Annotated in this window: 21 protein-coding genes and 1 pseudogene; 13 read left to right on the forward strand and 9 right to left on the reverse strand. The window is 65.9% G+C overall.

All coding sequences use genetic code 11. The annotated features are described in order from the left end of the window. Positions 1 to 2: 2 nt before the first annotated feature. From BIWAKO_RS30125 to BIWAKO_RS30135, 3 genes are all read right to left on the reverse strand, one after another. A complete protein-coding gene (locus tag BIWAKO_RS30125) occupies positions 3 to 212 on the reverse strand; it encodes a hypothetical protein (protein ID WP_141740293.1) in 210 nt (69 codons plus the stop codon). Between the two features lie 155 nt (positions 213 to 367). Next, positions 368 to 1,912, reverse strand: coding sequence for a monocarboxylate uptake permease MctP (mctP, locus tag BIWAKO_RS30130; protein ID WP_201788668.1), 1,545 nt, complete (start codon positions 1,910 to 1,912; stop codon positions 368 to 370). 54 nt (positions 1,913 to 1,966) lie between these two features. Beyond that, positions 1,967 to 2,173 carry a DUF3311 domain-containing protein gene (locus BIWAKO_RS30135; RefSeq protein ID WP_069881775.1) on the reverse strand — a complete coding sequence of 69 codons (207 nt, stop codon included), beginning with the start codon at positions 2,171 to 2,173 and terminating at the stop codon, positions 1,967 to 1,969. Between the two features lie 287 nt (positions 2,174 to 2,460). Here BIWAKO_RS30135 and BIWAKO_RS30140 point away from each other — a divergent pair, with 287 nt between their 5' ends. After that, positions 2,461 to 3,858: a DUF2252 domain-containing protein gene (locus tag BIWAKO_RS30140; protein WP_069881776.1), complete on the forward strand. Its 1,398-nt coding sequence runs from the start codon at positions 2,461 to 2,463 to the stop codon at positions 3,856 to 3,858. A 331-nt stretch (positions 3,859 to 4,189) separates the two neighbouring features. After that, a complete protein-coding gene (locus tag BIWAKO_RS30145) occupies positions 4,190 to 8,428 on the forward strand; it encodes an autotransporter domain-containing protein (protein ID WP_069881777.1) in 4,239 nt (1,412 codons plus the stop codon). Positions 8,429 to 8,438: 10 nt separating this feature from the next. Here BIWAKO_RS30145 and BIWAKO_RS30150 read toward each other — a convergent pair whose 3' ends face one another. Continuing rightward, positions 8,439 to 8,798 carry a DUF2200 domain-containing protein gene (locus tag BIWAKO_RS30150; RefSeq protein WP_069882931.1) on the reverse strand — a complete coding sequence of 120 codons (360 nt, stop codon included), beginning with the start codon at positions 8,796 to 8,798 and terminating at the stop codon, positions 8,439 to 8,441. A 353-nt stretch (positions 8,799 to 9,151) separates the two neighbouring features. Between BIWAKO_RS30150 and BIWAKO_RS30155 the strand changes: the two genes are divergently transcribed. Further along, positions 9,152 to 10,264, forward strand: coding sequence for a Gfo/Idh/MocA family protein (locus BIWAKO_RS30155; protein ID WP_069881778.1), 1,113 nt, complete (start codon positions 9,152 to 9,154; stop codon positions 10,262 to 10,264). A gap of 98 nt (positions 10,265 to 10,362) precedes the next feature. On the opposite strand, the gene BIWAKO_RS30160 is transcribed toward BIWAKO_RS30155, so the two are convergent. Further along, the gene (locus BIWAKO_RS30160) at positions 10,363 to 11,028 is read right to left on the reverse strand and encodes a DUF5701 family protein (protein ID WP_069881779.1); all 666 of its coding nucleotides are present in this window, start codon (positions 11,026 to 11,028) and stop codon (positions 10,363 to 10,365) included. Positions 11,029 to 11,370: 342 nt separating this feature from the next. On the opposite strand from BIWAKO_RS30160, the gene BIWAKO_RS30165 reads away from it, so the two are divergent. The 3 genes from BIWAKO_RS30165 to BIWAKO_RS30175 all read left to right on the forward strand — a co-directional run bounded on the left by BIWAKO_RS30165 (position 11,371) and on the right by BIWAKO_RS30175 (position 12,713). Beyond that, the gene (locus BIWAKO_RS30165; RefSeq protein WP_069881780.1) at positions 11,371 to 11,691 is read left to right on the forward strand and encodes an ArsR/SmtB family transcription factor; all 321 of its coding nucleotides are present in this window, start codon (positions 11,371 to 11,373) and stop codon (positions 11,689 to 11,691) included. Next, the gene (locus BIWAKO_RS30170; protein WP_069881781.1) at positions 11,688 to 12,152 is read left to right on the forward strand and encodes an SRPBCC family protein; all 465 of its coding nucleotides are present in this window, start codon (positions 11,688 to 11,690) and stop codon (positions 12,150 to 12,152) included. The genes BIWAKO_RS30165 and BIWAKO_RS30170 overlap by 4 nt, the downstream gene beginning before the upstream one ends. A 144-nt stretch (positions 12,153 to 12,296) precedes the next feature. After that, positions 12,297 to 12,713 (forward strand): GFA family protein, encoded by a 417-nt coding sequence (locus tag BIWAKO_RS30175; protein ID WP_069881782.1) that lies wholly within the window; start codon positions 12,297 to 12,299, stop codon positions 12,711 to 12,713. 78 nt (positions 12,714 to 12,791) lie between these two features. On the opposite strand, the gene BIWAKO_RS30180 is transcribed toward BIWAKO_RS30175, so the two are convergent. Continuing rightward, on the reverse strand, positions 12,792 to 13,583 hold the full coding sequence (locus BIWAKO_RS30180; RefSeq protein ID WP_069881783.1) for an acid phosphatase: 792 nt from the start codon (positions 13,581 to 13,583) through the stop codon (positions 12,792 to 12,794). Positions 13,584 to 13,902: 319 nt separating this feature from the next. Between BIWAKO_RS30180 and BIWAKO_RS30185 the strand changes: the two genes are divergently transcribed. The 5 genes from BIWAKO_RS30185 to argE all read left to right on the forward strand — a co-directional run bounded on the left by BIWAKO_RS30185 (position 13,903) and on the right by argE (position 18,793). Beyond that, a complete protein-coding gene (locus BIWAKO_RS30185; protein ID WP_074471637.1) occupies positions 13,903 to 14,904 on the forward strand; it encodes a helix-turn-helix transcriptional regulator in 1,002 nt (333 codons plus the stop codon). A 105-nt stretch (positions 14,905 to 15,009) separates the two neighbouring features. Beyond that, positions 15,010 to 15,840, forward strand: coding sequence for an AraC family transcriptional regulator (locus tag BIWAKO_RS30190; protein ID WP_069881784.1), 831 nt, complete (start codon positions 15,010 to 15,012; stop codon positions 15,838 to 15,840). 115 nt (positions 15,841 to 15,955) lie between these two features. Then, a complete protein-coding gene (locus BIWAKO_RS30195) occupies positions 15,956 to 16,681 on the forward strand; it encodes an alanyl-tRNA editing protein (protein ID WP_069882933.1) in 726 nt (241 codons plus the stop codon). Positions 16,682 to 16,691: 10 nt separating this feature from the next. Further along, entirely contained in the window at positions 16,692 to 17,627 is a 936-nt protein-coding gene (locus BIWAKO_RS30200; RefSeq protein ID WP_069881785.1) for a DMT family transporter, read from the forward strand. A 53-nt stretch (positions 17,628 to 17,680) separates the two neighbouring features. After that, positions 17,681 to 18,793, forward strand: coding sequence for an acetylornithine deacetylase (argE, locus tag BIWAKO_RS30205; RefSeq protein ID WP_069881786.1), 1,113 nt, complete (start codon positions 17,681 to 17,683; stop codon positions 18,791 to 18,793). Positions 18,794 to 18,922: 129 nt separating this feature from the next. Here the strand turns inward: argE and BIWAKO_RS36190 are convergent, their stop codons facing one another. The 3 genes and pseudogenes from BIWAKO_RS36190 to BIWAKO_RS30220 form a co-directional block, all read right to left on the reverse strand. Beyond that, on the reverse strand, positions 18,923 to 19,414 hold the full coding sequence (locus BIWAKO_RS36190; RefSeq protein WP_176733481.1) for an IclR family transcriptional regulator: 492 nt from the start codon (positions 19,412 to 19,414) through the stop codon (positions 18,923 to 18,925). Beyond that, positions 19,406 to 20,499: pseudogene (locus BIWAKO_RS30210) on the reverse strand (IS3 family transposase); the annotation flags it as partial. The gene BIWAKO_RS36190 and the pseudogene BIWAKO_RS30210, both read right to left, overlap by 9 nt. Positions 20,500 to 20,532: 33 nt before the next feature. After that, entirely contained in the window at positions 20,533 to 21,141 is a 609-nt protein-coding gene (locus BIWAKO_RS30220; RefSeq protein WP_069881787.1) for an AraC family transcriptional regulator ligand-binding domain-containing protein, read from the reverse strand. Positions 21,142 to 21,297: 156 nt separating this feature from the next. Here BIWAKO_RS30220 and BIWAKO_RS30225 point away from each other — a divergent pair, with 156 nt between their 5' ends. Next, entirely contained in the window at positions 21,298 to 22,743 is a 1,446-nt protein-coding gene (locus BIWAKO_RS30225) for a DUF1254 domain-containing protein (RefSeq protein ID WP_069882934.1), read from the forward strand. A 180-nt stretch (positions 22,744 to 22,923) separates the two neighbouring features. Continuing rightward, on the forward strand, positions 22,924 to 23,280 hold the full coding sequence (locus BIWAKO_RS30230) for an HdeA/HdeB family chaperone (RefSeq protein WP_069881788.1): 357 nt from the start codon (positions 22,924 to 22,926) through the stop codon (positions 23,278 to 23,280). The last annotated feature ends 84 nt before the right edge of the window (positions 23,281 to 23,364 follow it).

Below are 23,364 nucleotides of genomic sequence, written 5' to 3' on the forward strand. Positions count from 1 at the left end.
TATCAGCCGCGCCCTCGCTGTCGATGGAGGGCGCCCTGCAATTGCTCGACGCGGATGGCTAGTGCTTCCCTGGTCAGATTGATCCCTTCGGGTGCTCCATCGATCGACAAAAGCACGCCACGCTCAGCCATTTCGAGCTGCTCCTGCGCAAGCTCCAGGTGCTTCTGCATGATCTGCGTGACGCGGTTCTTGGCCTCCTGGTCCGTATCCATAGGGCCCTCGCTTCTTCGCTCCTGATCAAGCGACGATCTCACAACCGGGGCGACGCGCCAAATAGTCTGCGGCTCCGCCATCCCGGCCCAGGCGAAGGGGAAAGCGTGGCGCTGCGGGGAGGACGTGGCCCAAATTCGGCCTGGTCCCCGGGGTGTCAGGCGGAATAGTCGGCGGCCATCGTCTCGTCGGCCGCGGTCGAATGGGCCAACGCCCGGAAAAGCACGGTCAGCACGACGGCGATGACGAGGTTCAGGACCAGCGTGTAGACGGCGGTGTAGCCCGGGAAGACATGCCCGCCAAAGCGGAGCGGAAAGGTCGGCGTCAGATTGGAGGCGAAGGCCATCAGCGTGCCGGCGACGATCCCGGCCAGCCAACCGATCAGCAGCGCCCAGCCGTCGAACCAGCGCGTATAGACGCCGAGCATCACCGCCGGCAGTGTCTGGATGATCCAGATGCCGCCGAGCAGCTGCAGCTGGATGGCATATTGCGTCGGCACGAACAGGATGAAGACGAGCGCGCCCAGCTTGACGACCAGCGAGACCCATTTCGCCATCTGGGCCTCCTGCCGGTCGGTCGGGTTCCGGTTGATGAACTCCCGGTGGATGTTGCGGGTATAGAGATTGGCGGCCGCGATCGACATGATCGCGGCGGGAACCAGGGCCCCGATGCCGATGGCGGCGAAGGCGATGCCGACGAACCAGGCCGGGAAACTGTGCAGGAACAGGGCCGGCACTGCGAAATTATTGCCGAACTCGGCAAAGCCCGCCGCATATTCCGGCATGCTGCGGACGCCGGCGGCGATCGCGAAGAAGCCAAATAGCGCCAGAATGCCGAGCAGGAAGGAATAGGCCGGCAGCATGGCCGCATTGCGCCGGATGGCCTGGCCACCGTTGGCGCTGAGAATGCCGGTGATGGAATGCGGGTAGAGGAACAGCGCCAGCGCCGATCCGAGCGCCAGCGTCGCATAGGTGCTGTAGGCGCCGGTCGAGCCGGGAGCCGGCGTTTCGAGCAGGACCTTCGTGTCCGGCACCGCGGCGAAGATCTTGGCAAAGCCGCCGAGCTGGATCGGGATGACGATGATCGCGGCAAAGGCGGTGACATAGATCAGGATGTCCTTGACGATCGCGATCGAGGCCGGCGCGCGCAGGCCGCTCGAATAGGTGAAGGCCGCCAGGACCAGGAAGGCGAAGATCAGCGGCAGGTCGGCGGCAAGGCCGGTCCCGGAAATGCCGAGCGCGCCGATGACAACCTGGATGCCGACGAGCTGCAGCGCGATATAGGGCATGGTCGCGAGGATGCCCGTGATGGTCACCGCGAGCGCCAGCCAGCGATTGCCGAAGCGGCCGCGGACGAAATCGGCAGCCGTGATGTAGCCGTGCCTGTGACAGACATGCCAGAGCCTGGGAAACACCAGGAACAGGATCGGGTAGATCACGATCGTATAGGGCACCGCGAAGAAGGCGACAGCTCCGGCACCGAAGGCGAGAGCCGGCACGGCGATGAAGGTATAGGCGGTGTAGAGGTCGCCACCGACCAGGAACCAGGTGATCCAGGTGCCGAATCTGCGGCCGCCGAGGCCCCATTCGTGCAGTTGGTCGAGATCTGCCTTGCGCCAGTTGGCGGCAGCGAAGCCGAGCCACGTGATGAAGCCGAACAACGCCACGAACACCGTGGTGGCGGTCCAGTTCACGTCCTGCATGACACGCTCCTTTCGGAGCTCGTCGTCCTCAGGCACAAGGTCTGGTCGGGCGAGCTAATCCTTGGTCCCGAAGTAGACGATGGCGGTGAAGGCCGCTCCGATCAGCACCCAGAGCATCTGGTACCAATAGAAGAACGGAACACCTGCCCAGACAGGTTCGATCCGGTTGTAGAACGGCGGCCAGAGGACCGCGATGAACTGGACGATGAAGAGCAGGTACCACCAGCTCCATCCGCAGCGACTTTCCCCGGAGCCGTTCATTCCGAACCCTCCCGACATCGTGCCTTGGGGCCAGATCAGATAGTATGCTCCTCTTGGGCATGATCTGGCAATGTCTCACCCAATACATGCGACAACGAGAACAGATGCTTGGCCGCCTGGGAATCGGACAGCATCCGGATCACGGGTCCTTGCTTGGTTATCGCTTCCGGAGGCTGGTATAAACGGGGTCTGCACAGGCGACGGGTCGCAGGATACCGCCGCCAGGGACAGGTCCGTCGACGAACAGCATGTCCATGCGGGCCGAAACGGCACGATCGAGGCCCCCCATGACGCGACATCAACCGGCCAAGCCGCAGCTTCTGTCCCGTGCCGAGCGCTACGCCGCCGGCAAGGCCCTGCGCGGCAAGGTTCCGCGCGAGAGCCATGCCGACTGGACGCCCCGCCCCGGCAGCGACGCCGTCGCCATTCTCGCCGGGACCGATGCCGGCCGCATTCCGGAGCTTCTGCCCATCCGCTACGAGCGCATGATGCTGAGCCCGTTCGCCTTTCTGCGCGGTGCGGCGGCCGTGATGGCGGAAGATCTGGCCGGTCTCCCATCGGCCGGCCTGCCCGTTCAGGCCTGCGGCGATTGTCATCTCATGAATTTCGGCGCCTTCACCACGCCGGAAGAGAACGTCCTGTTCGACATCAACGATTTCGACGAAACACTGTCGGGCATCGACTTCGCCGTCGATCTCAAGCGCCTGGCCGCCAGCGTCGCCGTAGCGGCGCTCGACGCCGGATTCTCCAGGAGGGCCGCCCGGCTCACCGTTGCCGCCACGGTGAGCGCCTATCGCCGCCGGCTGCGCAGGCTGGCCAAGCTCACTCCGCTGGAGGCCTGGCATGCGCGCACCGAGCTCGGAGCGGAACTGGAACGGATCGACGATCCGGCGCTGCGCAAGCAGGTGCAAGGCCTGCTCACCAAGGCGTCGCGCAACCCGCAGCAGGACAGCAGTTTTCCCCGTCTGCATGCCGGGGCGGACGGCTCCTGGGGCATCGAGGACCGGCCGCCGCTGATCTATCATCTGCCTGAGGAACGCGACGGCACGCGCTCGCTCCAGGCCCATAAGGTCTTCCATCACTATCGCGAGACTCTGCCGCCCGAGCGCCGCGTGCTGGTGACGCGCTACGGCCTGCGGGACCTCGCCTTCAAGGTCGTCGGCGTCGGCAGCGTCGGAACGTTCTGCGTCATCGGCCTGTTCATGACGGCCGATGACGAGCCGTTGTTCCTGCAGGTCAAGGAGGCCCAGACCTCCGTCCTCTCCCGGCTGACGAAGGGCAAGAACCCGGGACCGCCGCATCAGGGGCAGCGCGTGGTGGAAGGCCAACGCATGTTGCAGGCGGCGAGCGACGTCTTCCTGGGCTGGGCGGATGACAGCGCCAGCGGGCGTCACTTCTACGTCCGGCAGCTCAAGAACCGTCATCTTGGATCGATTGCCGAAGTCGTCGAGGGCGAAGCCCTGACGGCCTATGCCGAGCTCTGCGGCCGCACGCTTGCACGCGCGCATGCCCGCTCGGGCGATGCGGCGGCCATCGCCGGCTACATGGGGGCGTCCGAGATCTTCGACGACGCCTTGACGAGTTTCGCGATGGCCTATGCTGTGCAGACCGCACTGGACCATGCAGCGCTCGTTGCAGCCAAGGACCCCGGCAAGACAACGGAGGCGCGAACCAAAGCGGCGTGAACAGCCCCGCAAGCGGGAGCTGCGCTCGCCGGGGGCGGTGACGATCCCCGCAGGCAAGGCGGCGTCCGGCGTCTCGGGCGATGTATCGGAGAGCGCTCCATCGCGACTCAAAGGGAAATCGGCATAGAACACCGGGGATGCGAATTGGCGCGCGATACAAACCCGGCGGCAGAAATCGGGCTTCAGGACAGATAACCGACATTCAGCCTTGCCAGCGGGCCGCGGCAGACCTGCCACACCAGACCGATTTGGCGGGGTGTGAACTGCAGTTCATTGCCTTGCCGGCGCCGTGACCTAAACCTCCGGTTGCGGCCGGGGGTTATGAATGTCGATGCGAAACAGTTCGAAGCTTGCGCGGGTGCTGCCGGCGCAGCTGCTGCCAGTGCGGCTGTGCCAATCCGTTTCAGCGCTCGCGCTCGGCCTGGCCTTGCTCGCCGCCGCGCCCGCTGCCTTCGCCCAATCGGTGACCGGAACCGGCGACGTTGATCCCACCGTGCCCGGACCGCCGCTGCCGGACTGGAATCTTGGTGGTGCAAGCCTCACCATCGGCAATACCGGTACCGGCATGCTGACCATCGAGAACGGCGGCACGGTTTCGAACACCACTGGCTATCTCGGCGCGAGCGCCGGCGGTACCGGCACCGTGACGGTGACCGGCACCGGCTCGACCTGGACCAACACCGCCGGACTCGTGGTCGGCGACCTCGGCACGGGGACGCTGACTGTCGCGAATGGCGGCAAGGTCTCGAACACGGTCGGCGTTATCGGTTATCTTGGAAGCGGCACGGCGACGGTGACCGGCGCGAACTCGACCTGGACCAATAGCGGCGACCTCTATGTCGGCTGGAGCGCCGCCGGCAGGCTGACCATCGAGAATGGCGGCACAGCCTCGAATGTGACTGGCTATGTCGGCAATGCCTCCAACGGCAGCGGCACGGTGACCGTGACCGGCGCGGGCTCGACCTGGAGCAACACTGGCGAGCTCCATGTCGGCAATAGCGGCACCGGGACGCTGACCATCGCCGATGGCGGCAAGGTCACGAGCACTCTGTTTGCCTATGTCGGCTCGCTTTCTGGCAGCACGGGCACGGTGACGGTGACCGGCGCCGGCTCGCGCTGGAGCAGTGACGACGCAATCGTCATCGGTTACGGCGGCACTGGCACGCTGACGATCGAGAAGGGCGGCATGGTCACCAGCGGCCTCGCCTCCATCGGCGCTGGCCTCGGCACCGGCACGGTGACGGTGACCGGTGCGGGTTCGACCTGGACCAATGTTAACTCGCTCTCTGTCGGCATTTCCGGTACCGGCACGCTGAACATCGAGAATGGCGGCTCCGTTACGAGCAGAAATAGCTTTCTCGGTGTAAGTCCCGGTGGCACCGGCACGGTCACAGTAACCGGCACCGGCTCGACCTGGAGCAACAGCGAGGGGATCACTGTCGGCTGGGAGGGCACCGGCACGCTGACCGTCAGCAATGGCGGCAAGGTCAGCGCGCTGACGACGACCTTGGCAACCCACTCGGGCTCCAGCGGCACGCTGAACCTGCTCGGCGATGCCACGAACGGCCGCGGCGTGCTCGAGACCGGCCAGGTGATCAAGGGCGCCGGCACGGCGACGCTCAACCTCGACGGCGGCATCCTGCGCGCGACCCGCAACGAGGCCGACTACCTCTCCTACCAGTCCGGCTTCACCCAGCTGACTCTCGGCGCCAACGGCGTCGTCTTCGACAGCAATGGCCACGATATCGCCGTCTCGACCATTCTCGAGGGTACAGGGGGTTTGACCAAGACCGGCGCCGGCACGCTGTCGCTGACCGGGAACAACGCCTATGCCGGTGGCACGACGGTCCTGGGCGGCAAGCTCGCGGTCGGGTCGGACGCCAATCTCGGCGCGGCCTCGGGCGGCTTGACGCTGGACGGCGGCACGCTGCTCGCTGGCGGCTTCGGTACGGCGCGCGCGGTGACCCTGGGCAGCGCTGGCGGCACGATCGAGGTGGCGAGCGGCCAGGTCTTCGGCCATAGCGGCACGATCTCGGGCGCGGGCGGGCTGACTAAAGACGGGACCGGTCAGCTCGCGCTCTCCGGCACCAGCACCTATTCCGGCGCGACCACGGTGTCGGCCGGGACGCTCCACATCAACGGCGCCCGCGCCATGTCGGCGGCCTCGAACTATACGATCGCGTCTGGTGCGCTGCTCGGCGTGAACGACAATCTCGGCACGGTCACGGCCGGCTCGATCGCAGGGGCTGGCCAGATCCGGATCGAGAGCGGCTCGACGCTGGAGACCGGCGCGACCCATGCTTCGACCAGCTTCACCGGGATGATCTACGACGCCGGCAGCATCAGGAAGGTCGGCACGGGCACGCTGACACTGACGCAGGAGAACAGCTATGCCGGCGGCACGACGATCGCGGGCGGGGCGATCAGCATCTCCAGGGAGAGCAATCTTGGCTCGACCTCGGGCGCGCTGACCTTGAACGGCGGCGTGCTGCAGGTGACCGGGACGACGCTGACCGAGCTCAACCGCGCCGTTGTCTTCGGCACGGCGGGCGGCGGCTTCGACATTGCCGATGCCGGCAACAGCTTCACTCTCTCGCAGTCCTTCTCGGGCACGGGCGCGTTCAGCAAGGCCGGGGCCGGCACCTTGCTGCTGAAGAGCACGCAGAGCTATTCCGGCGCGACCACGGTCTCAGGCGGAACCCTGCGGGCGGGCCAGGTCGGTTCGTTCTCAGCCGCCTCGGCCTTCACGGTGGCATCGGGCGCGCGGCTCGATCTGGCCGGGTTCAGCCAGAGCATCGGCTCGCTTGCCGGCGCGGGCATGGTGACGCTCGGCGCGGGGACGCTGACCGCCGGTTCCGACAACAGCTCGACGGGCTTCGCCGGGTCGATCACCGGCAGCGGCGGTCTGACCAAGGCTGGTGCCGGCACGCTGACCTTGTCGGGCGCCAGCAGCTATGCCGGCAGCACGCAGGTCCAGGCCGGCAAGCTCGTGGTCAACGGCTCGCTGGCGAGTGCGGTGACGCTGGCCGGCGGTACGCTCGGCGGCTCCGGCACGGTCGGAGCGATCAGCGTCGGCGGCGGCGCGACGGTGGCGCCCGGCAACTCGATCGGCACGCTGACCGTCTCCGGCAATGTCGCGTTCGCCTCGGGTTCGATCTATCAGGTCGAGGTCAACGCGGCCGGCCAGAGCGACCGGATCGTGGCCTCGGGCCTGGCGACGCTCGCGGGTGGCACGGTCGCAGTCCTGGCCGAGACCGGCAATTACGCGGCGAGCACGAACTATACGATCCTCACCGCCGCGGGCGGCGTCTCCGGCCAGTTCGCCAACGTCACCTCCAACCTCGCCTTCCTGACGCCGTCGCTGAGCTATGGCGCAACCAGCGTCACGCTGACCATGGCGCGCAACCAGACCGGGTTCGCCACGGTCGCGTTGACCCGCAACCAGGGCCTGATCGCCAATGCGGCGGAGCGGCTCAGCGCCGGCAACCCGGTCTATGACACGCTGCTCTCCAGCACAGCGGCCGAGGCGCGCGCCGGCTTCGACCTGCTCTCGGGCGAAGCGCATGCGCAAGCCGTCGCGGTGATGATCGACGAGAGCCGGCTGGTGCGCGAGACCATACTGTCGCGCCTGCGCGGGCCGCTGCTGACGGCGCCTGCCGGAGAGGTCGCGGCCGCCTATAGCGCCGACCTGCCCGGCCGCAAGGGCGCGGTCGCCATGCCCGCCCCGCTGCCGCAGTCGCGCTACGCATTCTGGGGCGAAGCCTTCGGCGGCATGGGCAACAGCAATGCCGATGGCAATGCGGCGAGCCAGTCGCGCCGCAGCGGCGGCGCGCTCCTCGGCGCCGACATGCTGGTCTATGACAATCCCGGCTCCTCGCTCAGGCTCGGCCTCGCTGGCGGCTACAGCCAGTCGCGCTTCGATCTTGACGCCCGGCTCTCCTCCGGCAGGCTCGAAAGCGGCCATGCCGGCCTCTATGCCGGCGCCCGCTTCGGCAGCCTGCGCCTTGATATGGGCGCGGCCTATTCCTGGTCGGAGAGCGATATCCGCCGCCAGGTCGCGATCCGCGGTTTTGGCGATGTCTTGCACCTGCAGCGCCCGGGCTCGACCGCGCAGGCCTTCGCCGAGCTCGGCCATGGCTTTGCCTTCCAGGGCTTTGCGCTGGAGCCCTTCGCGCAGCTCGCCCTGATCCGGGTCTCGACCGATGCCGGCACCGAACAGGGCGGCGCGGCCGCGCTCAGGCTGTTCTCCTCTGAGCAGACGCTCGGCTTCAGCACGCTGGGCCTGCGCGCCGAGGCGCAGCTCGGCACGGCGCCGCTCTTCGCCCGCGCCATGCTCGGCTGGCGTCACGGCTTTGGCGATCTGACCCCGGTGGCGAAGACCGCCTTCCTGCTCGGCTCCACCCCGGCGCAGGTCTACGCCGCTGCGATCGACCGCAATGCGCTCGCCACTGAGGCCGGCCTCGACTGGCGCCTCTCCTCCGCCACCAGCCTCGGCCTGACCTACTCCGCCGCCATCGGCGAACGCTCCAGGTATCAGGCCCTGAAAGGAAGGGTCGACGTCAGGTTCTGAGGAGCCGGACCTATCCCGGCCGACGGTGTAGGATCTTATCGATCGCCCTCCCCTGGGCGAGTTCATCGATGAGCTTGTCCAGGTAGCGGATCTCCCGCATCAGCGGCTCGGCGATCTCTTCGACACGGACGCCGCAGACCTTCCCGCTGATATCGGCTCGCGCAGGATTGAGCGCGGGCGCCTCAGCGAAGAAGGTTTCGTAATCAGTATTCTTCGCCAGCTGACAGGCGAGCGCCTCCTGGCCATAGCCGGTCAGCCAGTGGATGATCTGGTCGACCTCCGCCTTCGTGCGGCCCTTCCTCTCCGCCTTGGCGACCAGAAGCGGATAGACCTTGGCGACGCTCATTGTGTAAATGCGGTGCTGGGTCATCACGTCCACTACCCCAGGTCGGCGCCAGCGCTGGTGGCGCCCAAGCGCCAAAAGAGCAAACCTGACGCTATCGTTCAAGGTTCGGGGCGGCCAGCCTCCAGCTCGCAGGCGTCCTGTGTGCTCAAGGTCAGCTTCGTCTGCTGGCACGCCCTGCCAAGGGAATTGCATTCCGACGCCATGCGGGAGCGGCTCTGGCCGCCTCGCACCTTGAACGATGGCGTCAGGTTTGCTCTCTTGATGCTTGGGCGCCCTGATGGCCGACGGCAAAGGAACTGCGAACCCTCGGCGGCACCGTCTGAGCCAACCCTTCACCCCGACCAGCACAACCATCCCCCAAGCTCGGGAGAACTTGCATGCGCGCACTTGGCATAGGCCTCATCGGCACCGGCTATATGGGCAAATGCCACGCTTTGGCCTGGAACGCCGTCGCTCCGGTCTTCGGCGATGTCGCCCGCCCAAGGCTCGCCATGCTGTGCGAGGTGGACGATGCGCTGGCTGCAAGACGGGCGCGCGAGTTCGGCTTCGCCGGGTCCACCGCCGACTGGCGAGCGCTCGTCGCCCATCCCGAGGTCGACATCGTCTCGATCACCACGCCCAACGCCTTCCATGCCGAGATGGCGATTGCGGCGCTCGAGGCCGGCAAGCATGTCTGGTGCGAGAAGCCGATGGCGACGAGCCTTGCCGATGCGCAGGCGATGCTCACTGCGGCCAGGGCGGCGGGAAAGGTCGCGGCACTGGGCTACAACTACATCCAGAATCCGGCCATCCGGCTGGCGGCGCGGCTGATCGGCGAAGGCGCCATCGGGTCGGTCAACCATGTCCGCGTCGAGATGGACGAGGATTTCATGGCCGATGCCGAAGCGCCTTTCTCCTGGAAGAGCGCGGCTCAATCCGGCCATGGCGCGCTCGACGATTTCGGCGTGCATGCCTTCTCGCTGCTCAAGGTGCTGGTCGGCGAGGTGGCGCAGGTCATGGCCGACATGGGCAAACCCTATCCGACGCGTCCGCTGCAGGAGGGCGGGGCGCGGCCGGTCGAGACGCACGACATCGCGACCATCCTGCTGCGCTTCGCTTCGGGCGCGTCCGGGCTCGTCGCGCTCAATCGCTCGGCCTGGGGCCGCAAGGGCCGGATCTTCGTGCAGGTCTTCGGGGCGAAGGGAACGATCAGCTTCGACCAGGAACGGATGAACGAGATCGAGCTCTACACCGCCGAGGGACGCAGCGATCTCCAGGGCTTTCGCCGCATCCTGACGGCGCCGGTGCACGAGCCCTATGACCGCTTCATTCCTGCGCCCGGCCATGGGCTCGGCTTCAACGAGCTCAAGATCATCGAATGCCGCGAGCTGATGCGGACCATCGCCGGCGAGCCGGCTCATCTCATCGATTTCGAGACCGGCCTGCGCATCGAGCGCACGGTCGATGCCGCCGCCAGGAGCTTCCGCGAGGGACGCTGGACGGAGGTGTAGCGCCGTCGCGCCGTCTGGCGGCTGCCGGCCATCGCGGATCGGGACAGGGCGCCCCGCAGCGATCGTTCGCGCGATCGTTTCGCCTCTGCGCCTTCATCTCATGCCGGCATGGCCGGGGGGCCGCCCATGGTCGGGCTCGTCGCGCCCAGTCGACAGGCGGCGGACGCGGATCCGAGCCAGGTATGGATGTTGCGATCCCAACACCAACCCAATCGTGGCGCACCCTTGCTGAACCAGATTGACGGCACCCGCTGATCAGACGGCTTCCGTGATCCAGGCATCTGGATGCAATTGTAATCTTTGCCATTCGTCAGCAATTCCGGAACCTGCGCAGTAAGGGCGACGCCTTCCGCCAATGTCAGCGGAGTTCTGCCCTGCCCCCTGATGGCGGCCAGCGCGTTCTCCGGGCTGACGTTGAGGGAATCCCGTCCCGTGTCGACGTCGAGCAGCAGGTAGAATTCGCCGGTCGGGATTTCCAGCTCGTAGAGGACATGAAAGTCCGCCGGCGAAAGCGGTGTCATGTCGACAATCCCGTTGGCCGATCTTGCCTGAATGCGTGACATGGCATCGGCGATGCCGACGACGCCTTCACGAAAGGCAATGCACAGGGGGATATTTCCACGGCGCTCGACCGGCTCTGCGAGCGTCAACCTGGATCGAAGCGGCGCCAGCTTCGCGCAAAACTGCCCGTCGGAAATCCCCATCATTTCGGGATAGCCAACCTTCAGGAGCCACTCCGCCTGTCGGTCAAAATGATTGAGCATGCGCGGCCGTCTCCCCTTTCCGCCTCGACTGAAATCGGGCGGTTTTTCTGAAAGCTGATCTGGGTCTCGCCAGGACATTTAGGGGGAGCGGGGACCGTTTTCACGTTGCCGGTCTGTTCCATGCGGGTGGACTCGCGGTCCGCAGTCGATCCCGCCCGCGAAACCGTGCCGCTGCAGCGCGGTCTCGATAGGACGAGAGACGAAGCCGGGGCGATCGAAAGATGGAGGCGCCGTGCTCCGACACGCGTTCGATCGCAAGGCGTCCCGCGATCGCTCAGCCGCCGCCATTTGACATGCAGGTGTTTACCTGCATATCCTACCCCTGCAGAGTGAGTGAGGACGATGGACGCCGACGACGTGTTCAAGGCGCTGGGGGACCCGACGCGCAGAAAGCTGCTGGACCTGCTGTTTGAAAGGAACGGGCAGACGCTCGGCCAGCTCTGCGAGAACCTGGACATGGCCCGGCAATCCGCGACGCAGCATCTCGGCATCCTGGAGGCGGCCAATCTGGTGAGCACGGTCAGGCGCGGCCGGGAAAAGCTGCATTTCATCAATCCGGTGCCGATCCACGAGGTCTACGAGCGCTGGGTCCGCAAGTTCGAACGGCACAGGCTCAGCCTGCTCCACGACCTGAAGAAAGACATTGAAGGAGGCGAAGAATGACCACGGAAACGACCAGCTTTGTCTATGTGACCTATATTGTCGCGACCCCGGAAAAGGTGTTCGAGGCCATCACCAAACCTGAGGTCGCTCGGCGCTATTGGGGCCATGAGAACGTCTCCGACTGGCAGGCCGGATCGGGCTGGCAGCATATCCGCGCCAATGACGCGCGGACCGTCGAGCTGGTCGGCAAGGTCGTCGAGGTCTCGCCGCCGTCACGCCTCGTCATCACATGGGCGAGCCCCGCGCAGGCCGCCGATCCGGCGAGCCATAGCCGGGTCACCTTCGAGATCGACGACTATGACGGAATGACCCGGCTGACCGTCAGCCATGACGAGCTGCAGGCCGGCAGCAGCATGGCGAAGGGGATCAGCCAGGGGTGGCCGGCGGTTCTCTCCAGCCTGAAATCCTTCCTGGAAACCGGCCGGGGGCTCGACGTCTTCGGCAAGAAGAAAGCGGCCTGAGCCCTTAGAGCATCGGACCGGAACGTGGAATCCGCTTTCCGGAAAGATCCGATGCTCGAACAAACAGCTGGATCGCCCATCCCGCGCCCGAACGGACGTGCGGCGATCCAGTGCCATCGGCAATCTGGCAGCAGGAGAACGACGATGACCAGGCACTTTGCCGGCGGATGCGCCTGTGGCGCGATCCGTTACGAGACGAGCAGCGAACCCATCGTCGAGATCCACTGCCAGTGCAGGGATTGCCAGAAGCGCAGTGGTACGGGGCATAGCTCCTATCTGACCTTCGCCGGGCGCGCCGATGTGGCCATCGCAGGCGACGCGAAGACCTGGCGGGTGGCGGGCGATAGCGGGAACGAAAAGATCCACGCCTTCTGTCCGACCTGCGGAACGCCGGTCTACCTGACATTCCAGGCGGCGCCGGAGCTGATCGCGGTCCACGCGGCGAGCCTTGACGACCCCGGCCAGTTCAATCCCCACATGGTCGCCTATGGCATTCGCGGCCATGGCTGGGACAGGATCGACCCCGCGCTGCCGGTCTTCGAGCGCATGCCGCCAGGGTGACCGGCGGCGGACGCGGAGCTTCGATGGGCGGCCGGCGCCCCTTGTGGAGGTGCATGGCGGCCGCCCGGCTGGGACATATTACTGCCCGGACAGGGCCGCGGTCTCGGCAGCACAATCCGGCATCGGGTTCACGCGCTTCGCCTTCGCTGCCTTCACCTCCGCCTTCGCCGCCTTGAGATCCGCGAGGAAGGCCGCATTGGTCTGCAGCCGCGCGACGGTTGCCGCGCCCATGATCCGCCCCGCATCGACATCGCTCTGCCAATGCGCGTCGCAGATCACGCGGCTCTGCCCAAAGGCGAGACCGCGCGCGAGCAGTTCATTCGAGCGCTCGGGATTGATCTGCGCGAAGACGAGGGCCCATCCCCAGCCCGCGGCGGTGTGTCCGGATGGATAGGAGCCATCGCTCCGCAGAATCGCCTCTTGATCCGCCCTGCAGGTCGATTCGTTGTGAACCACGAAGGGCCGGACGCGGTTGTACTTGTTCTTCACGCCGTAGGTGGAGAGGCCGAAATCGGACAGCATCTTCTGCGTCATCGCATAGAGGCGCGGGGTCTGTTTCTCATCGATCCGGACACCCATCGCGCAGGAGAAATTGTCGGCGGCCTGCGGAAAGGCGAGATCGGCGTCGGTACGGGCGAGCGTCCAGCGGCTGGTGTTCCGTAGGGGGAGCGTCGCCTTGCGCGCCTCTTCGTCCCGGGCCAGCGCAGCCGAGTCCTTCTCGGGCGGCGGGCCCAGCAGGACCAGGCTGTCGGGTAGCTCCGATGGCTTGAGATAGCCCGGCGCGATCTTGAAATGCGGATCGGTGACCTTGGGCTGGGCTTCACCCGATTGCGCAAAGGCCTGCCCGCAGAGCGCGATGAGCGCAAGCATGGACGTCCCTGCGGCCCGAGCCACAGTCGCAGTCATAGACATTCCCATTCCTTTCGACATCGCCGAATTCATAACCCGCCCGGGGATCGCCTTATGTCCCGTTGCGATTGATGGAATCGCCTGACAAGGCCGGGCCGCCTGACGTAGCGCACTTCCCGCCCGGCAGACGAACACCTGTTCGCAGCATTTCGTGCATAGGTAGATCGCAGTCTTGCCATTTCGCGCCAATCGCGAGCGGCTATTCTGCTCAGGTTGCGCGAATCCCAGGGAAGCCCCAGCCCCATGAAACACGTCGTCCCGGCGATCACGGCGAGATCCGATGGCTGATATCCCTTTGACGCGCGGCCAGTTCCTTCTGCCGTTCGTCGGAATTCTGGACGAGATGGGCGCGCCGACACATTCGCTCCTGGAGAAGTTCCGGCTTCCCTCGTCGCTGGAGGACAAGAGCGATCTCTTCCTCCCGCTCCTGCCGGTGCTGCGCTTCGCGGCAACCGCCGGGAGAACCCAGGGCATCGACGATTTCGGCTTCCTCGCGACCCAACGGCTGCATTTCCTGCATTTGCGAGAAAGGACCCGGGCGCTGATCGCCCACTCCCCGACGCTGCTCGTTGCGCTGCGGCACGCCTGCCGCTGGGCCTCACGGGAGGATACGATCCTGAGCATGTGGATCGAGCACCATGACGATCACGCGCGGGTCTGCAGCAGGCTCGCCGGGACGAATGGGCTGCTGAATCTGGAATACGCGCAATGGATCCAGAACATTTTCCCGGTCTACATCATCCGGCAATTCGCAGGGCCCGACTGGATGCCGGCGACGATTGCCTTCGAGGCGCGCTACACGCCGGGTCCGGCGACGCGGGCCGCCTGGCCCAATGTGCGGTTCCTGTCAGGCCAGAAAGCGGCCTGGATCAGCCTGCCGATCTCGCTCCTTGGTCTTTCCAACCGTTCGACCGACGCATGTGCTCCGCCGCACGATCACGCCGATGGTCCCTCGGCCTTTGACATCGTCGGGCTGCTCAAGCTGATGTTGCCGGCCTATCTGGATGAGCGAACCCCGGCTCTGGCCGAGGTCGCGGAGATGGCGGGCGTCAGCGCCCGAAGCTTTCAGCGGAAGCTCTCGCATGTCGGCCTGACCTATTCGGACATCCTCGACACGGTCCGATATGAGAATGCGGCCAGGCTGCTGCGCGACACGGATTCCAGGATCATCGATGTCGCATTTTCGACCGGCTACACGGATCCCGCGCATTTCAGCCGCGCCTTCCGCCGCATTGCCGGCGTAACGCCACGTCAGTTCCGTGAACAATCGCGGCTCGGATAAGTGCGGGTCGAGGAGCGGCCGTCGCGCTTTCGGTAATGCAGCTTGGTTGCGATCTTGCATGGATCGTCGCACCATCGCAGCCGCCCTCACCGTCCGGATCGCAGCTTGGCCCGCATCGACCTCCGCAACTCCTCGCGCTACTGGCACGACCCGCGGGTTCCGGGCCTGAGCTGCCTCGTTGCCGATTTCACCAGCCATGACTATGCGCCCCATAGCCATGACGGCTTTGTCGTCGCCGTCACCGAAACCGGCGGCGCCGAATTCAAGAGCCGCGGGCGCAGCGACGAGGCCAAGACCTCGAGCTTGCTGGTGTTCAACCCCGACGAGCCCCATTCCGGGCGGATGGGCTGGAGCCGGCGCTGGCTCTATCGCGGGTTCTATCTGACACCGCCGGCAATCGAGACGCTGAAGACTGCGCTCGGCCTCGACGAGACCGCCTATTTCAGCAGCAATGCCGTCCACGACCCCGATCTGATCGAGGCCTTCCTCGACCTGCACCGCATCCTCGACCAGGGCGACGATCCGCTCGAGGAGCGCGAGCTTCTGCTGCGCAGCTTCGGTGCCCTGATCCGGCGCCATGCCGCGGGCGAACCGCGGCTGATGGTGCCGTCACGGGACCGCGCCAAGGCCGCCCGCATCCGCGAGATCATGCGGGAGCGTCATGCCGAGGACCTCACGCTGGAGCAAATGGGGCTGGAGGTCGGGCTGACGCCTTTCCAGCTCATCACCCTGTTCAAGCGCAGCACGGGGCTGACCCCGCATGCCTATCTGACGCAGCTACGCCTCAGGGCCGCGACCGAGGCGCTCGGGCGCGGCGCGACGATCGCTGCTGCTGCGCAGGACGCCGGCTTCTACGACCAGAGCGCGCTGACGCGGCATTTCAAGCGCAGCTATGGCATCACGCCGCTGCAATGGGTGCGCGCCGCCGCCGGCTGAAGCACACACGGGCGATCTGATCGCGCTCTCAATTTTCGCCAATAGACGCGCGCCGCGCCGCGCCATTCTCGCCTGCAGGCACGCCCCCGTCGGGGCCGCCCGCAAGGTGAGTTTCATGTCCCGCTACTACTGCCTCGATCATCCCGATGTCCTGACGCTGGCGACGGAGGTCATGGAGGCACGGCCGGGCCGGGTCGTTCTCGCGGAAAGCCCGTTCTATCCCGGCGGCGGCGGCCAATTGCCCGATCGCGGCACGCTCGCCTGGACTGGCGGCGAAGTCGCGATTGCGGGCTTCGAAAGCGAGGGCGGTCAGCTCTGGCACCTGCTGGCGGAACCGCTCGAACTGCCGGCCGCCCCTGTCGAAGCCCGGGTCGATGGCCCGTTCCGGCAGGTGATGCGGGCGCTGCACACCGATCTGCACATCGTGAATGCCGTCGTCTTCCAGGATTTCAACGGTGCGCTCGTCACCGGCGTGCAGATGAACGAGGACGGCACGGCGCGCATCGATTTCGATTTGCCCGAGGCGGATAACGAGCGCCTGCGCGCCATCGAAGGCAGGGTCAACGCGCTGATCCGCCAGGATCTGCCGGTGCGGCAGAGCCACGTCGCGGAAGCCGCGGTCTTTGCGGAGCCTGGCCTGATCCGCTCGCGCTCTGTCGCCCCGCCGCCGACGGCGGACGGTCAGGTCCGCATCGTCGAGATCGTCGGGCTCGACCGGCAGGCCTGCGGCGGCACGCATCTCGCGTCCACCGGGGTCTCGCCGCCGATCAGCATCCTGAAGATCGACAATAAGGGCCGGCACAACCGCCGGCTGCGCATCGGCCTGTCCGGCGTCGCGTGAGGCCGGCGCGATGAACCTTCTGCAGCGCCTCTGGGCGCAGCCCTTGCTGCTCCTGCCGCTGCCGCCGCTATTCTGGGCCGGGAATCTCGTGCTCGGGCGGGCTCTCGCAGGCTCCTTCCCCCCTGTCTCGCTCGCGGTCGGCCGCTGGCTCGTTGCGCTCGCCTGCCTGCTGCCCTTCGTTCTCGGCACGCTCAGTGCGCAACGGCAGGCGCTCATCCGCGCGCGCGGCCTCGTCTTCGCCTGCGGCGCCTTCGGCATCGCCGGCTACAATGCGCTGGGCTATCTCGCCCTGCAGAGCGCGCCGGCCGCGAGCGTCGCCTTCCTGAACTCGACCCTGCCGCTGATGGTGCCGCTTGCCGCCTTCATGCTCGGCGTCGAGCGTGTCTCGGCCCGCACGCTTAGCGGCATCGCCATCTCCTTCGTCGGCGTGAGCTGGATCGTCGCGCGCGGTGCGCCTTCGACGCTGTCGGGGTTGAGCCTCACTGGCGGCGAGCCGCTGGTGCTGATCGCGGTCGCCAATTACGCGGTCTATTCGGTGCTGCTGCGCCGCCGCCCGGCCGATCTCGACCCGCTCCTCTTCCTGGCTGCGACAATGGCGGCAGGCCTCCTGGTGCTGCTGCCGTTCTGGATCTCGGAGCTCGCCCAGGGCGCGACGATCCCGATATCGCCCGGCCCGATCGCGGCGGTGCTCTATATCGGCGTCTTCGCCTCGCTGCTCGCCTTCATCATCTGGAATCGCTGCGTCAGTACGCTGGGGCCGAGCGTGACCGGCGCCTCCTTCCATCTCGTCGCCCTGTTCACCGCCGCGCTCGCCTTCCTGCTGCTCGGCGAGCCCGTGCAGCCGTTCCATCTCGTTGGCGCGGCCCTGATCCTCGGCGGTTTCGGCCTCGCCGCGGCTGGCGGCCGTCCTTCCGTATCCCGACGCCCCGGAGAAGCCAGATCATGACCGTGTTTGCGCAGGGGGATTTCGCCGATCACGAGCAGGTGGCGTGAACGGCGATGACTGCGACGATCGCCCTGCTCGCGGAACTGGTCGGCTTCGACACGACATCGAGCCGCTCGAACCTGGCGCTCGTCGGGCGCGTCGCCGACCGGCTCGACGGCATCGGCGCCCGAGTCCGGCTGAGCCATGACGAGGGGCGAGGCAAGGCCAATATCCTCGCGAGCTTCGGCCCCTGTGCGCCGGGAGGCGTCGTCCTTTCCGGGCATACCGACACGGTTCCGGTCGACGACCAGAGCTGGTCCTCCGACCCGTTCCGGCTGAGCGAGCGCGACGGCAAGCTCCATGGTCGCGGCGCCGTCGACATGAAGGGCTTCATCGCGGCCTGCCTTGCTGCGGCGGAGAGTTTTGCGGCCACCGATCTCGCCCGGCCAGTCCATATCGCGCTGTCCTATGACGAGGAGGTTGGCTGTCTCGGCGTGCCCGGCCTGATCGCCGATCTGCTCGCCCATGAGGAGAGGCCGGAGCTCGCCATCATCGGCGAGCCGACGCTGATGCGGCTCGGAGACCGCCATCGCGGCTTTCTCGGATTCCGCACGCGTTTCGAGGGCAAGGCGGCGCATTCGAGCGATCCGAGCGCAGGGGCGAGCGCGATCTACCCCGCGGCCGATTTCGCCGGCTTCCTCAGGGCGGTCGGGCACCGCGCCGGGGCCATCGACCGCACGACCGTCAATCTCGGCCGGATCGAGGGCGGCTCGGCGATCAACATCGTGCCGTCTGCCTGCGAACTGCTCTGGGAGTTTCGGCCGGTCACGCCTGAGGATGCCGAGGAGACCGAGCGGCTGGTCGGCGCCTATCTCGCCCGCGCAACGCCGCCCGACATCCGCCAGTCGACGCGAAGGCAGGTCCATGTTCCGCCTCTGGCCAGCGCCGGCACCGAACCGGCGCTCGCTGTCGCCGCCGCGCTCGGCGGCATCGGCCCGCCCTTCGCGATGCCCTTCGGCACGGAGGCCGGTTTCTTCCAGGCGGCCGGCATCTCCGCTGTGGTGTGCGGGCCGGGCTCGATCGCGCAGGCGCACCAGCCCGACGAATGGATCGCGTGCGCACAGCTCGAGGCTGCCGATGCCTTCATGGCCCGGCTCGCGGGCTGGGCCTGTCGCCGTCACTCCTGAAGGGGCCGCGCCTGCGATGCCGGTTCACTGGTGCAGGCAACCGGGCGCCGGCACGCTATTCGATCACGCGACCGGCGCGTTCGATCAAAGCTGCCATGACCTTGATGCCGAGCACATCCCAAGCGATCGTCATCTCAAGGTGGCGACACTTTGGGAAACGGATGCCGCGGCGGCCATGACGAGCGGCGCGAAGCGGGTTCTCGCCTCCTCCGGCGTGTAGCGCGTGCTCGACACGCTGATATTGAGGGCGCAAAGCGGCTGCGCCTTCGCATCGAGCACCGGGGCGGCGATAGAGAGATCGCCATGATAGAATTCCTCGAACGCCGTCGCATAACCTTGCGCAGCCGAGATTTCGAGTTTCTCCAGCAAGGCTTCGAGAGTGCAGGTCGTCGAGGGCGTATAGGCCTTCAGGTCGCTCTGCTGCAGGATGGCCCTGGCTGCGGCCAGAGGCATGCGCGAGAGCATGGCGATGCCCGGCGCCGTGCAGAAGGCCGGCATGTTCGTGCCCACGCCCACGTCGCTCGCCAGGACATGCTGGTCTGCCCCCATTGGGTGGCCCGGTTTCAGTCTAATGCATGGTCGGCTTTGCGGCCATGTCTGAGATGGATTTGGCGGAGGCATAATGGCGGCCGGTACCGGAGCCCTGTATCCGAGCGATGAGTGGGGCCGCACGGTGTTGTAGTGCTTTCGCCAGCTTTCGATGACGGCTTTTGCCTCGGCGAGGCTGTAGAAGATCTCGCCGTTGAGGAGCTCGTCGCGAAGCTTGGAGTTGAAGCTCTCGCAATAGCCGTTCTCCCAAGGCGAGCCTGGCTCGATGAAGGCCGTCTTCGCGCCGACCGCTGTGATCCACTCCCGCACCGCTTTGGCGGCGAACTCGGGACCATTGTCCGAACGAACATTCCCCGGCACGCCGCGCAGGACGAAGAGGTCCGACAAGACGTCAATGACATCGGTGGACTTGAGCTTCCGGATCGCGATGCATTCCCGGGTAAACTCGTCGATCACGTTCAACATGCGGAACTTGCGGCCATCGTGGGTGCGATCCTCCACAAAGTCGTAGGACCAGACATGGTTGGGACACTCCGGTCGTAGCCGAACGCAGGATCCATCGTTCAACCATAAGCGGCCCTTCTTCGGTTGCTTTGCAGGGACCTTGAGCCCTTCGCGCCGCCAGATCCTCTCGACACGTTTGACGTTCACGGCCCAGCCTGACGAACGCAGCATCGCTGCGATCCGGCGATAGCCATAGCGGCCATACTGGGTCGCAAGCTCGACGATGTCGGCTGTCAGCGCTGCCTCGTCGCTCCGTCCCACCGGCACCCTGCGTTGCGTAGACCGATGCTGCCCCAGGACCCGGCACGCCAGCCGCTCCGACACGCCAAACTTCATGATGGCGTGGTCGATGCAGCGTCGGCGGCGGGAGGGGCTCAGAAGTTTCCCGAGGCAGCCTCCTTGAGAATGAGCTTCTCAAGCGTCAGATCCGAGACAGCCTTCCGTAGCCGCTCGTTTTCCTTCTCCAGATCCTTGAGCCGTTTCACCTGGTCGGACTTCAGGCCGCCAAACTCCTTGCGCCAACGGTAATAGGTGAACGCCGTCACACTGATCGTTCGGATCGCTTCCGCGACTGGGCGCCCCTGGGACAACAGCACGTCGACCTGACGTAGCTTCGCGACGATCTCTTCAGGCTTATGTTTCTTCTGCGGCATCACGGGCATCCTCCAAAGGCTCGAAAGCCTACTTCAGGGAGGGCCACTTTTCAGGGGGCAGACCACTGCGTTGAACACGACCGGGCAATGGAAAAGATCTTCGAACAGGCCGGCCTGTCGCGGCCTCTCGATATTGAGCTCGATGCGCAGCGGCCGCCAGTCGAACGGCACATACGCCCTGATGATGCTGAGCAGAACGCCGGCCGCCGCACCGGCGATCATCTCGTAGCCAGCATGGCCGGCAAGCGCAAAGACATAGCTGTAGCGCGCCTCGTCTCCGGCAGAAGTGAGCCACATCCGGTCAGCGGTGCTATGATAGCCAAGGGCCGCAATAGCCCGCTCGATGGAATGACCGAGCGTGTCGGCCCCCAGGACGTAGCGCCCGAAACAGCCATAGTTGCCGGCGTTCATTATGGGGGTCATCAGGAGCCCGAGATTGGGCTCGCCGGCGGCTCTCGCGGCGGCATTCACGAAGCCGAGCACTGCGGCGTGCGGGATGAAGCAATTGCGGCCCTCGGTCAGCTCGATATCGAAGCCTGCCGCACGGTTCGCCCGCAGAAGCGCCCTCTCCCCGAGCTCATGACGCAGGAATGCCGGCAGGCCGTGCAGGATATGGCTGGAGATGACCGGGATTTCAGACACGCGCTGGTCACTCCGGAATACCGCAAGATTGGCGCAAAATGAGTGGTCTCAACACCCGATTACTGTTTTGTCGCACAGGATAAGTGCCACGGGCAAACGGGAATACCGGATTTGGCCGTCGTCATGGCCTGTGCGTCTCAGAAGGAAGCTGTTCCGATGCTGACGAAACGCGATCTGCTTGGCTCTGCTGCGATGGCAGCATTCGCCGCCGCCGCAGCGACGAAGTCGAGCTCCGTCCTGGCGCAGACCAACCCCGAATGGCCCAACGTGTTCGAGGCCAAGGACATCGCCGAAGAAGGCTTCATCTACGGCCTGCCGCTGGTGATGAACTATGCGGTCATGCAGGAATTTGCCGTGAATAGGAACTCGGGCCAGTTCAAGGCGCCGTTCAACGAAATCGACAACCAGCACCATGTCTCGACCCCGGCGGACACGGCCATCATCACGCCCAATAGCGACACCCCATACTCGACGATCTGGCTGGATCTGCGTGCCGAACCGATGGTCATTTCGGTGCCGGCGATCGAGAGGGAGCGCTACTACTCGGTCCAGCTCGTCGACGGAAACACCTATAATTACGGCTATATCGGCACGCGCGCCACGGGTACGGAGCCTGGCGACTATCTGGTGGTCGGCCCCGACTGGAAGGGCGAAAAGCCGGCCGGAATCAAACAGGTCTTCCGATCGACGACACCGTTCACACTCGCACTGATCCGCACTCAGCTCTTCAGCCCCGGCGACATGCCGAATGTCGAAAAGGTCCAGGTCGGCTACAAGGCGCGCCCGCTTTCGACCTTCCTCAAGCAACCCGCTCCGCCAGCCGCACCGAAGATCGCCTTCGTCCCCGCCACCACGGCCGGGATCAAGGACAATTTCTTCGAGTACCTCGACGCTGCCCTGCAATTCGTCCCCGAGACGGCGCGCGACAAGGCGGTTCGTGCGAAACTTGCGAGGATCGGGGTCGGTCCCGGCAAGACCTTCGCATTCAAGGATCTGTCGCTCGAGCACAAGGCGGCCATCCTGATCGCCATGAAGCAGGGCGACGACAAGGTCAGCACCTGGCTGACCCAGGGCAACAAGACCATCAACGGCTGGAATGTCGGCGCGTTCTTCGGCGACGAGGCCTTCTATAACGGCGATTGGCTGATGCGGGCCGGCGCCGCCAAGGGCGGTTTGCTGGGCAACGATGCCGCGGAAGCCATGTATCCCTATACCCGGGTGGATGCCGCCGGCGAGCCGCTCGACGGCAGCAAGCACGCATACACCATCACCTTCCCAGCCGGTCAGTTGCCGCCGGTCAACGCGTTCTGGTCCGTGACGATGTATAACGGCAAGAGCCAGCTCCTCGTCACGAACCCGATCAATCGCTACCTCATCAACTCTCCGATGCTGTCGGCGATGAAGAAGGACGCTGACGGCTCGCTGACGCTGTACCTCCAGAAGGACAGCCCCGGCGCCGATAGGCAAGCCAATTGGCTGCCGGCACCGAATGACACGATCTATCTCGTGATGCGCCTCTATTGGCCGAAGCCGACGCCGCCCTCGATCCTGCCGGCGGGCGAAGGGACTTGGCGGCCACCGGGTGTGAAGCGGGTCTCGTAGACGACGAGAGCTTGCGCCTCTCCATCGCAGCCGCGCTGCGGCCCCCTCGCCGGTTCTTCTGCCGTCCGCCAATCGCGCCGGCAGGAGACGCGCTCCCCCAAGGCACCCACACGCCGCCGACCTGATCGGCTCGTGTTTCCAGACGGTTATCCCCGTTTCCTAGCAAGCCAGGAGATCCTCATGTCCAAAATTCTCGCCGCCATGGCGCTATCGCTCGTCTGCGCGACCTCGAACGCCGCGACGGCCCAGGTTCCGCTGACGAGCTATGTCGATGCCAACGGTTTCATCGACGTCCAGGCCCTGACCTGCGCACAACTGGCCGGAACCTTCCAGGAGGACGCCGACGCGCTCTCGGCCTGGTATAGCGGCTGGTATAACGGCCTCGCCAAGAAGCATTTTCTCGACCTGAAGAAGGGCAAGGTCGTCGAGCACGAGCTCATCGTCTACTGCAAGGCCAATCCGGACAGGAAGATCATCGAGGCGCTGGCAGTCGTGTTCAAGGATGAGCGCGCCAAGCTGGGCATCCAGATGAAATAGGCGCCCTGGGGGCGGAGATCGCTGGCCGGCAACTGGCCAGCGACCGGACCGATGACGCGAGGCCCGGCCCACCCCGCCTCTTCC

Origin of the sequence: Bosea sp. BIWAKO-01, from assembly GCF_001748145.1 — a bacterium.
In the GTDB taxonomy this organism is placed as follows: Bacteria; Pseudomonadota; Alphaproteobacteria; order Rhizobiales; family Beijerinckiaceae; genus Allobosea.

Bases quoted from the DNA above. Each gene is read 5' to 3' on its own strand.
- BIWAKO_RS30170 (WP_069881781.1), top strand. From the start codon at position 11,688: ATGACCACGGAAACGACCAGCTTTGTCTATGTGACCTATATTGTCGCG.
- BIWAKO_RS30225 (WP_069882934.1), top strand. From the start codon at position 21,298: ATGCTGACGAAACGCGATCTGCTTGGCTCTGCTGCGATGGCAGCATTC.
- BIWAKO_RS30230 (WP_069881788.1), top strand. From the start codon at position 22,924: ATGTCCAAAATTCTCGCCGCCATGGCGCTATCGCTCGTCTGCGCGACC.
- BIWAKO_RS30185 (WP_074471637.1), top strand. From the start codon at position 13,903: ATGGCTGATATCCCTTTGACGCGCGGCCAGTTCCTTCTGCCGTTCGTC.
- BIWAKO_RS30155 (WP_069881778.1), top strand. From the start codon at position 9,152: ATGCGCGCACTTGGCATAGGCCTCATCGGCACCGGCTATATGGGCAAA.
- BIWAKO_RS30145 (WP_069881777.1), top strand. From the start codon at position 4,190: ATGCGAAACAGTTCGAAGCTTGCGCGGGTGCTGCCGGCGCAGCTGCTG.
- BIWAKO_RS30195 (WP_069882933.1), top strand. From the start codon at position 15,956: ATGTCCCGCTACTACTGCCTCGATCATCCCGATGTCCTGACGCTGGCG.
- BIWAKO_RS30125 (WP_141740293.1), bottom strand. From the start codon at position 212: ATGGATACGGACCAGGAGGCCAAGAACCGCGTCACGCAGATCATGCAG.
- mctP (WP_201788668.1), bottom strand. From the start codon at position 1,912: ATGCAGGACGTGAACTGGACCGCCACCACGGTGTTCGTGGCGTTGTTC.
- BIWAKO_RS30135 (WP_069881775.1), bottom strand. From the start codon at position 2,173: ATGAACGGCTCCGGGGAAAGTCGCTGCGGATGGAGCTGGTGGTACCTG.
- BIWAKO_RS30180 (WP_069881783.1), bottom strand. From the start codon at position 13,583: ATGCTTGCGCTCATCGCGCTCTGCGGGCAGGCCTTTGCGCAATCGGGT.
- BIWAKO_RS30140 (WP_069881776.1), top strand. From the start codon at position 2,461: ATGACGCGACATCAACCGGCCAAGCCGCAGCTTCTGTCCCGTGCCGAG.
- argE (WP_069881786.1), top strand. From the start codon at position 17,681: ATGACTGCGACGATCGCCCTGCTCGCGGAACTGGTCGGCTTCGACACG.
- BIWAKO_RS30175 (WP_069881782.1), top strand. From the start codon at position 12,297: ATGACCAGGCACTTTGCCGGCGGATGCGCCTGTGGCGCGATCCGTTAC.
- BIWAKO_RS30150 (WP_069882931.1), bottom strand. From the start codon at position 8,798: ATGACCCAGCACCGCATTTACACAATGAGCGTCGCCAAGGTCTATCCG.
- BIWAKO_RS30200 (WP_069881785.1), top strand. From the start codon at position 16,692: ATGAACCTTCTGCAGCGCCTCTGGGCGCAGCCCTTGCTGCTCCTGCCG.
- BIWAKO_RS30160 (WP_069881779.1), bottom strand. From the start codon at position 11,028: ATGCTCAATCATTTTGACCGACAGGCGGAGTGGCTCCTGAAGGTTGGC.
- BIWAKO_RS36190 (WP_176733481.1), bottom strand. From the start codon at position 19,414: ATGCCTCCGCCAAATCCATCTCAGACATGGCCGCAAAGCCGACCATGC.
- BIWAKO_RS30165 (WP_069881780.1), top strand. From the start codon at position 11,371: ATGGACGCCGACGACGTGTTCAAGGCGCTGGGGGACCCGACGCGCAGA.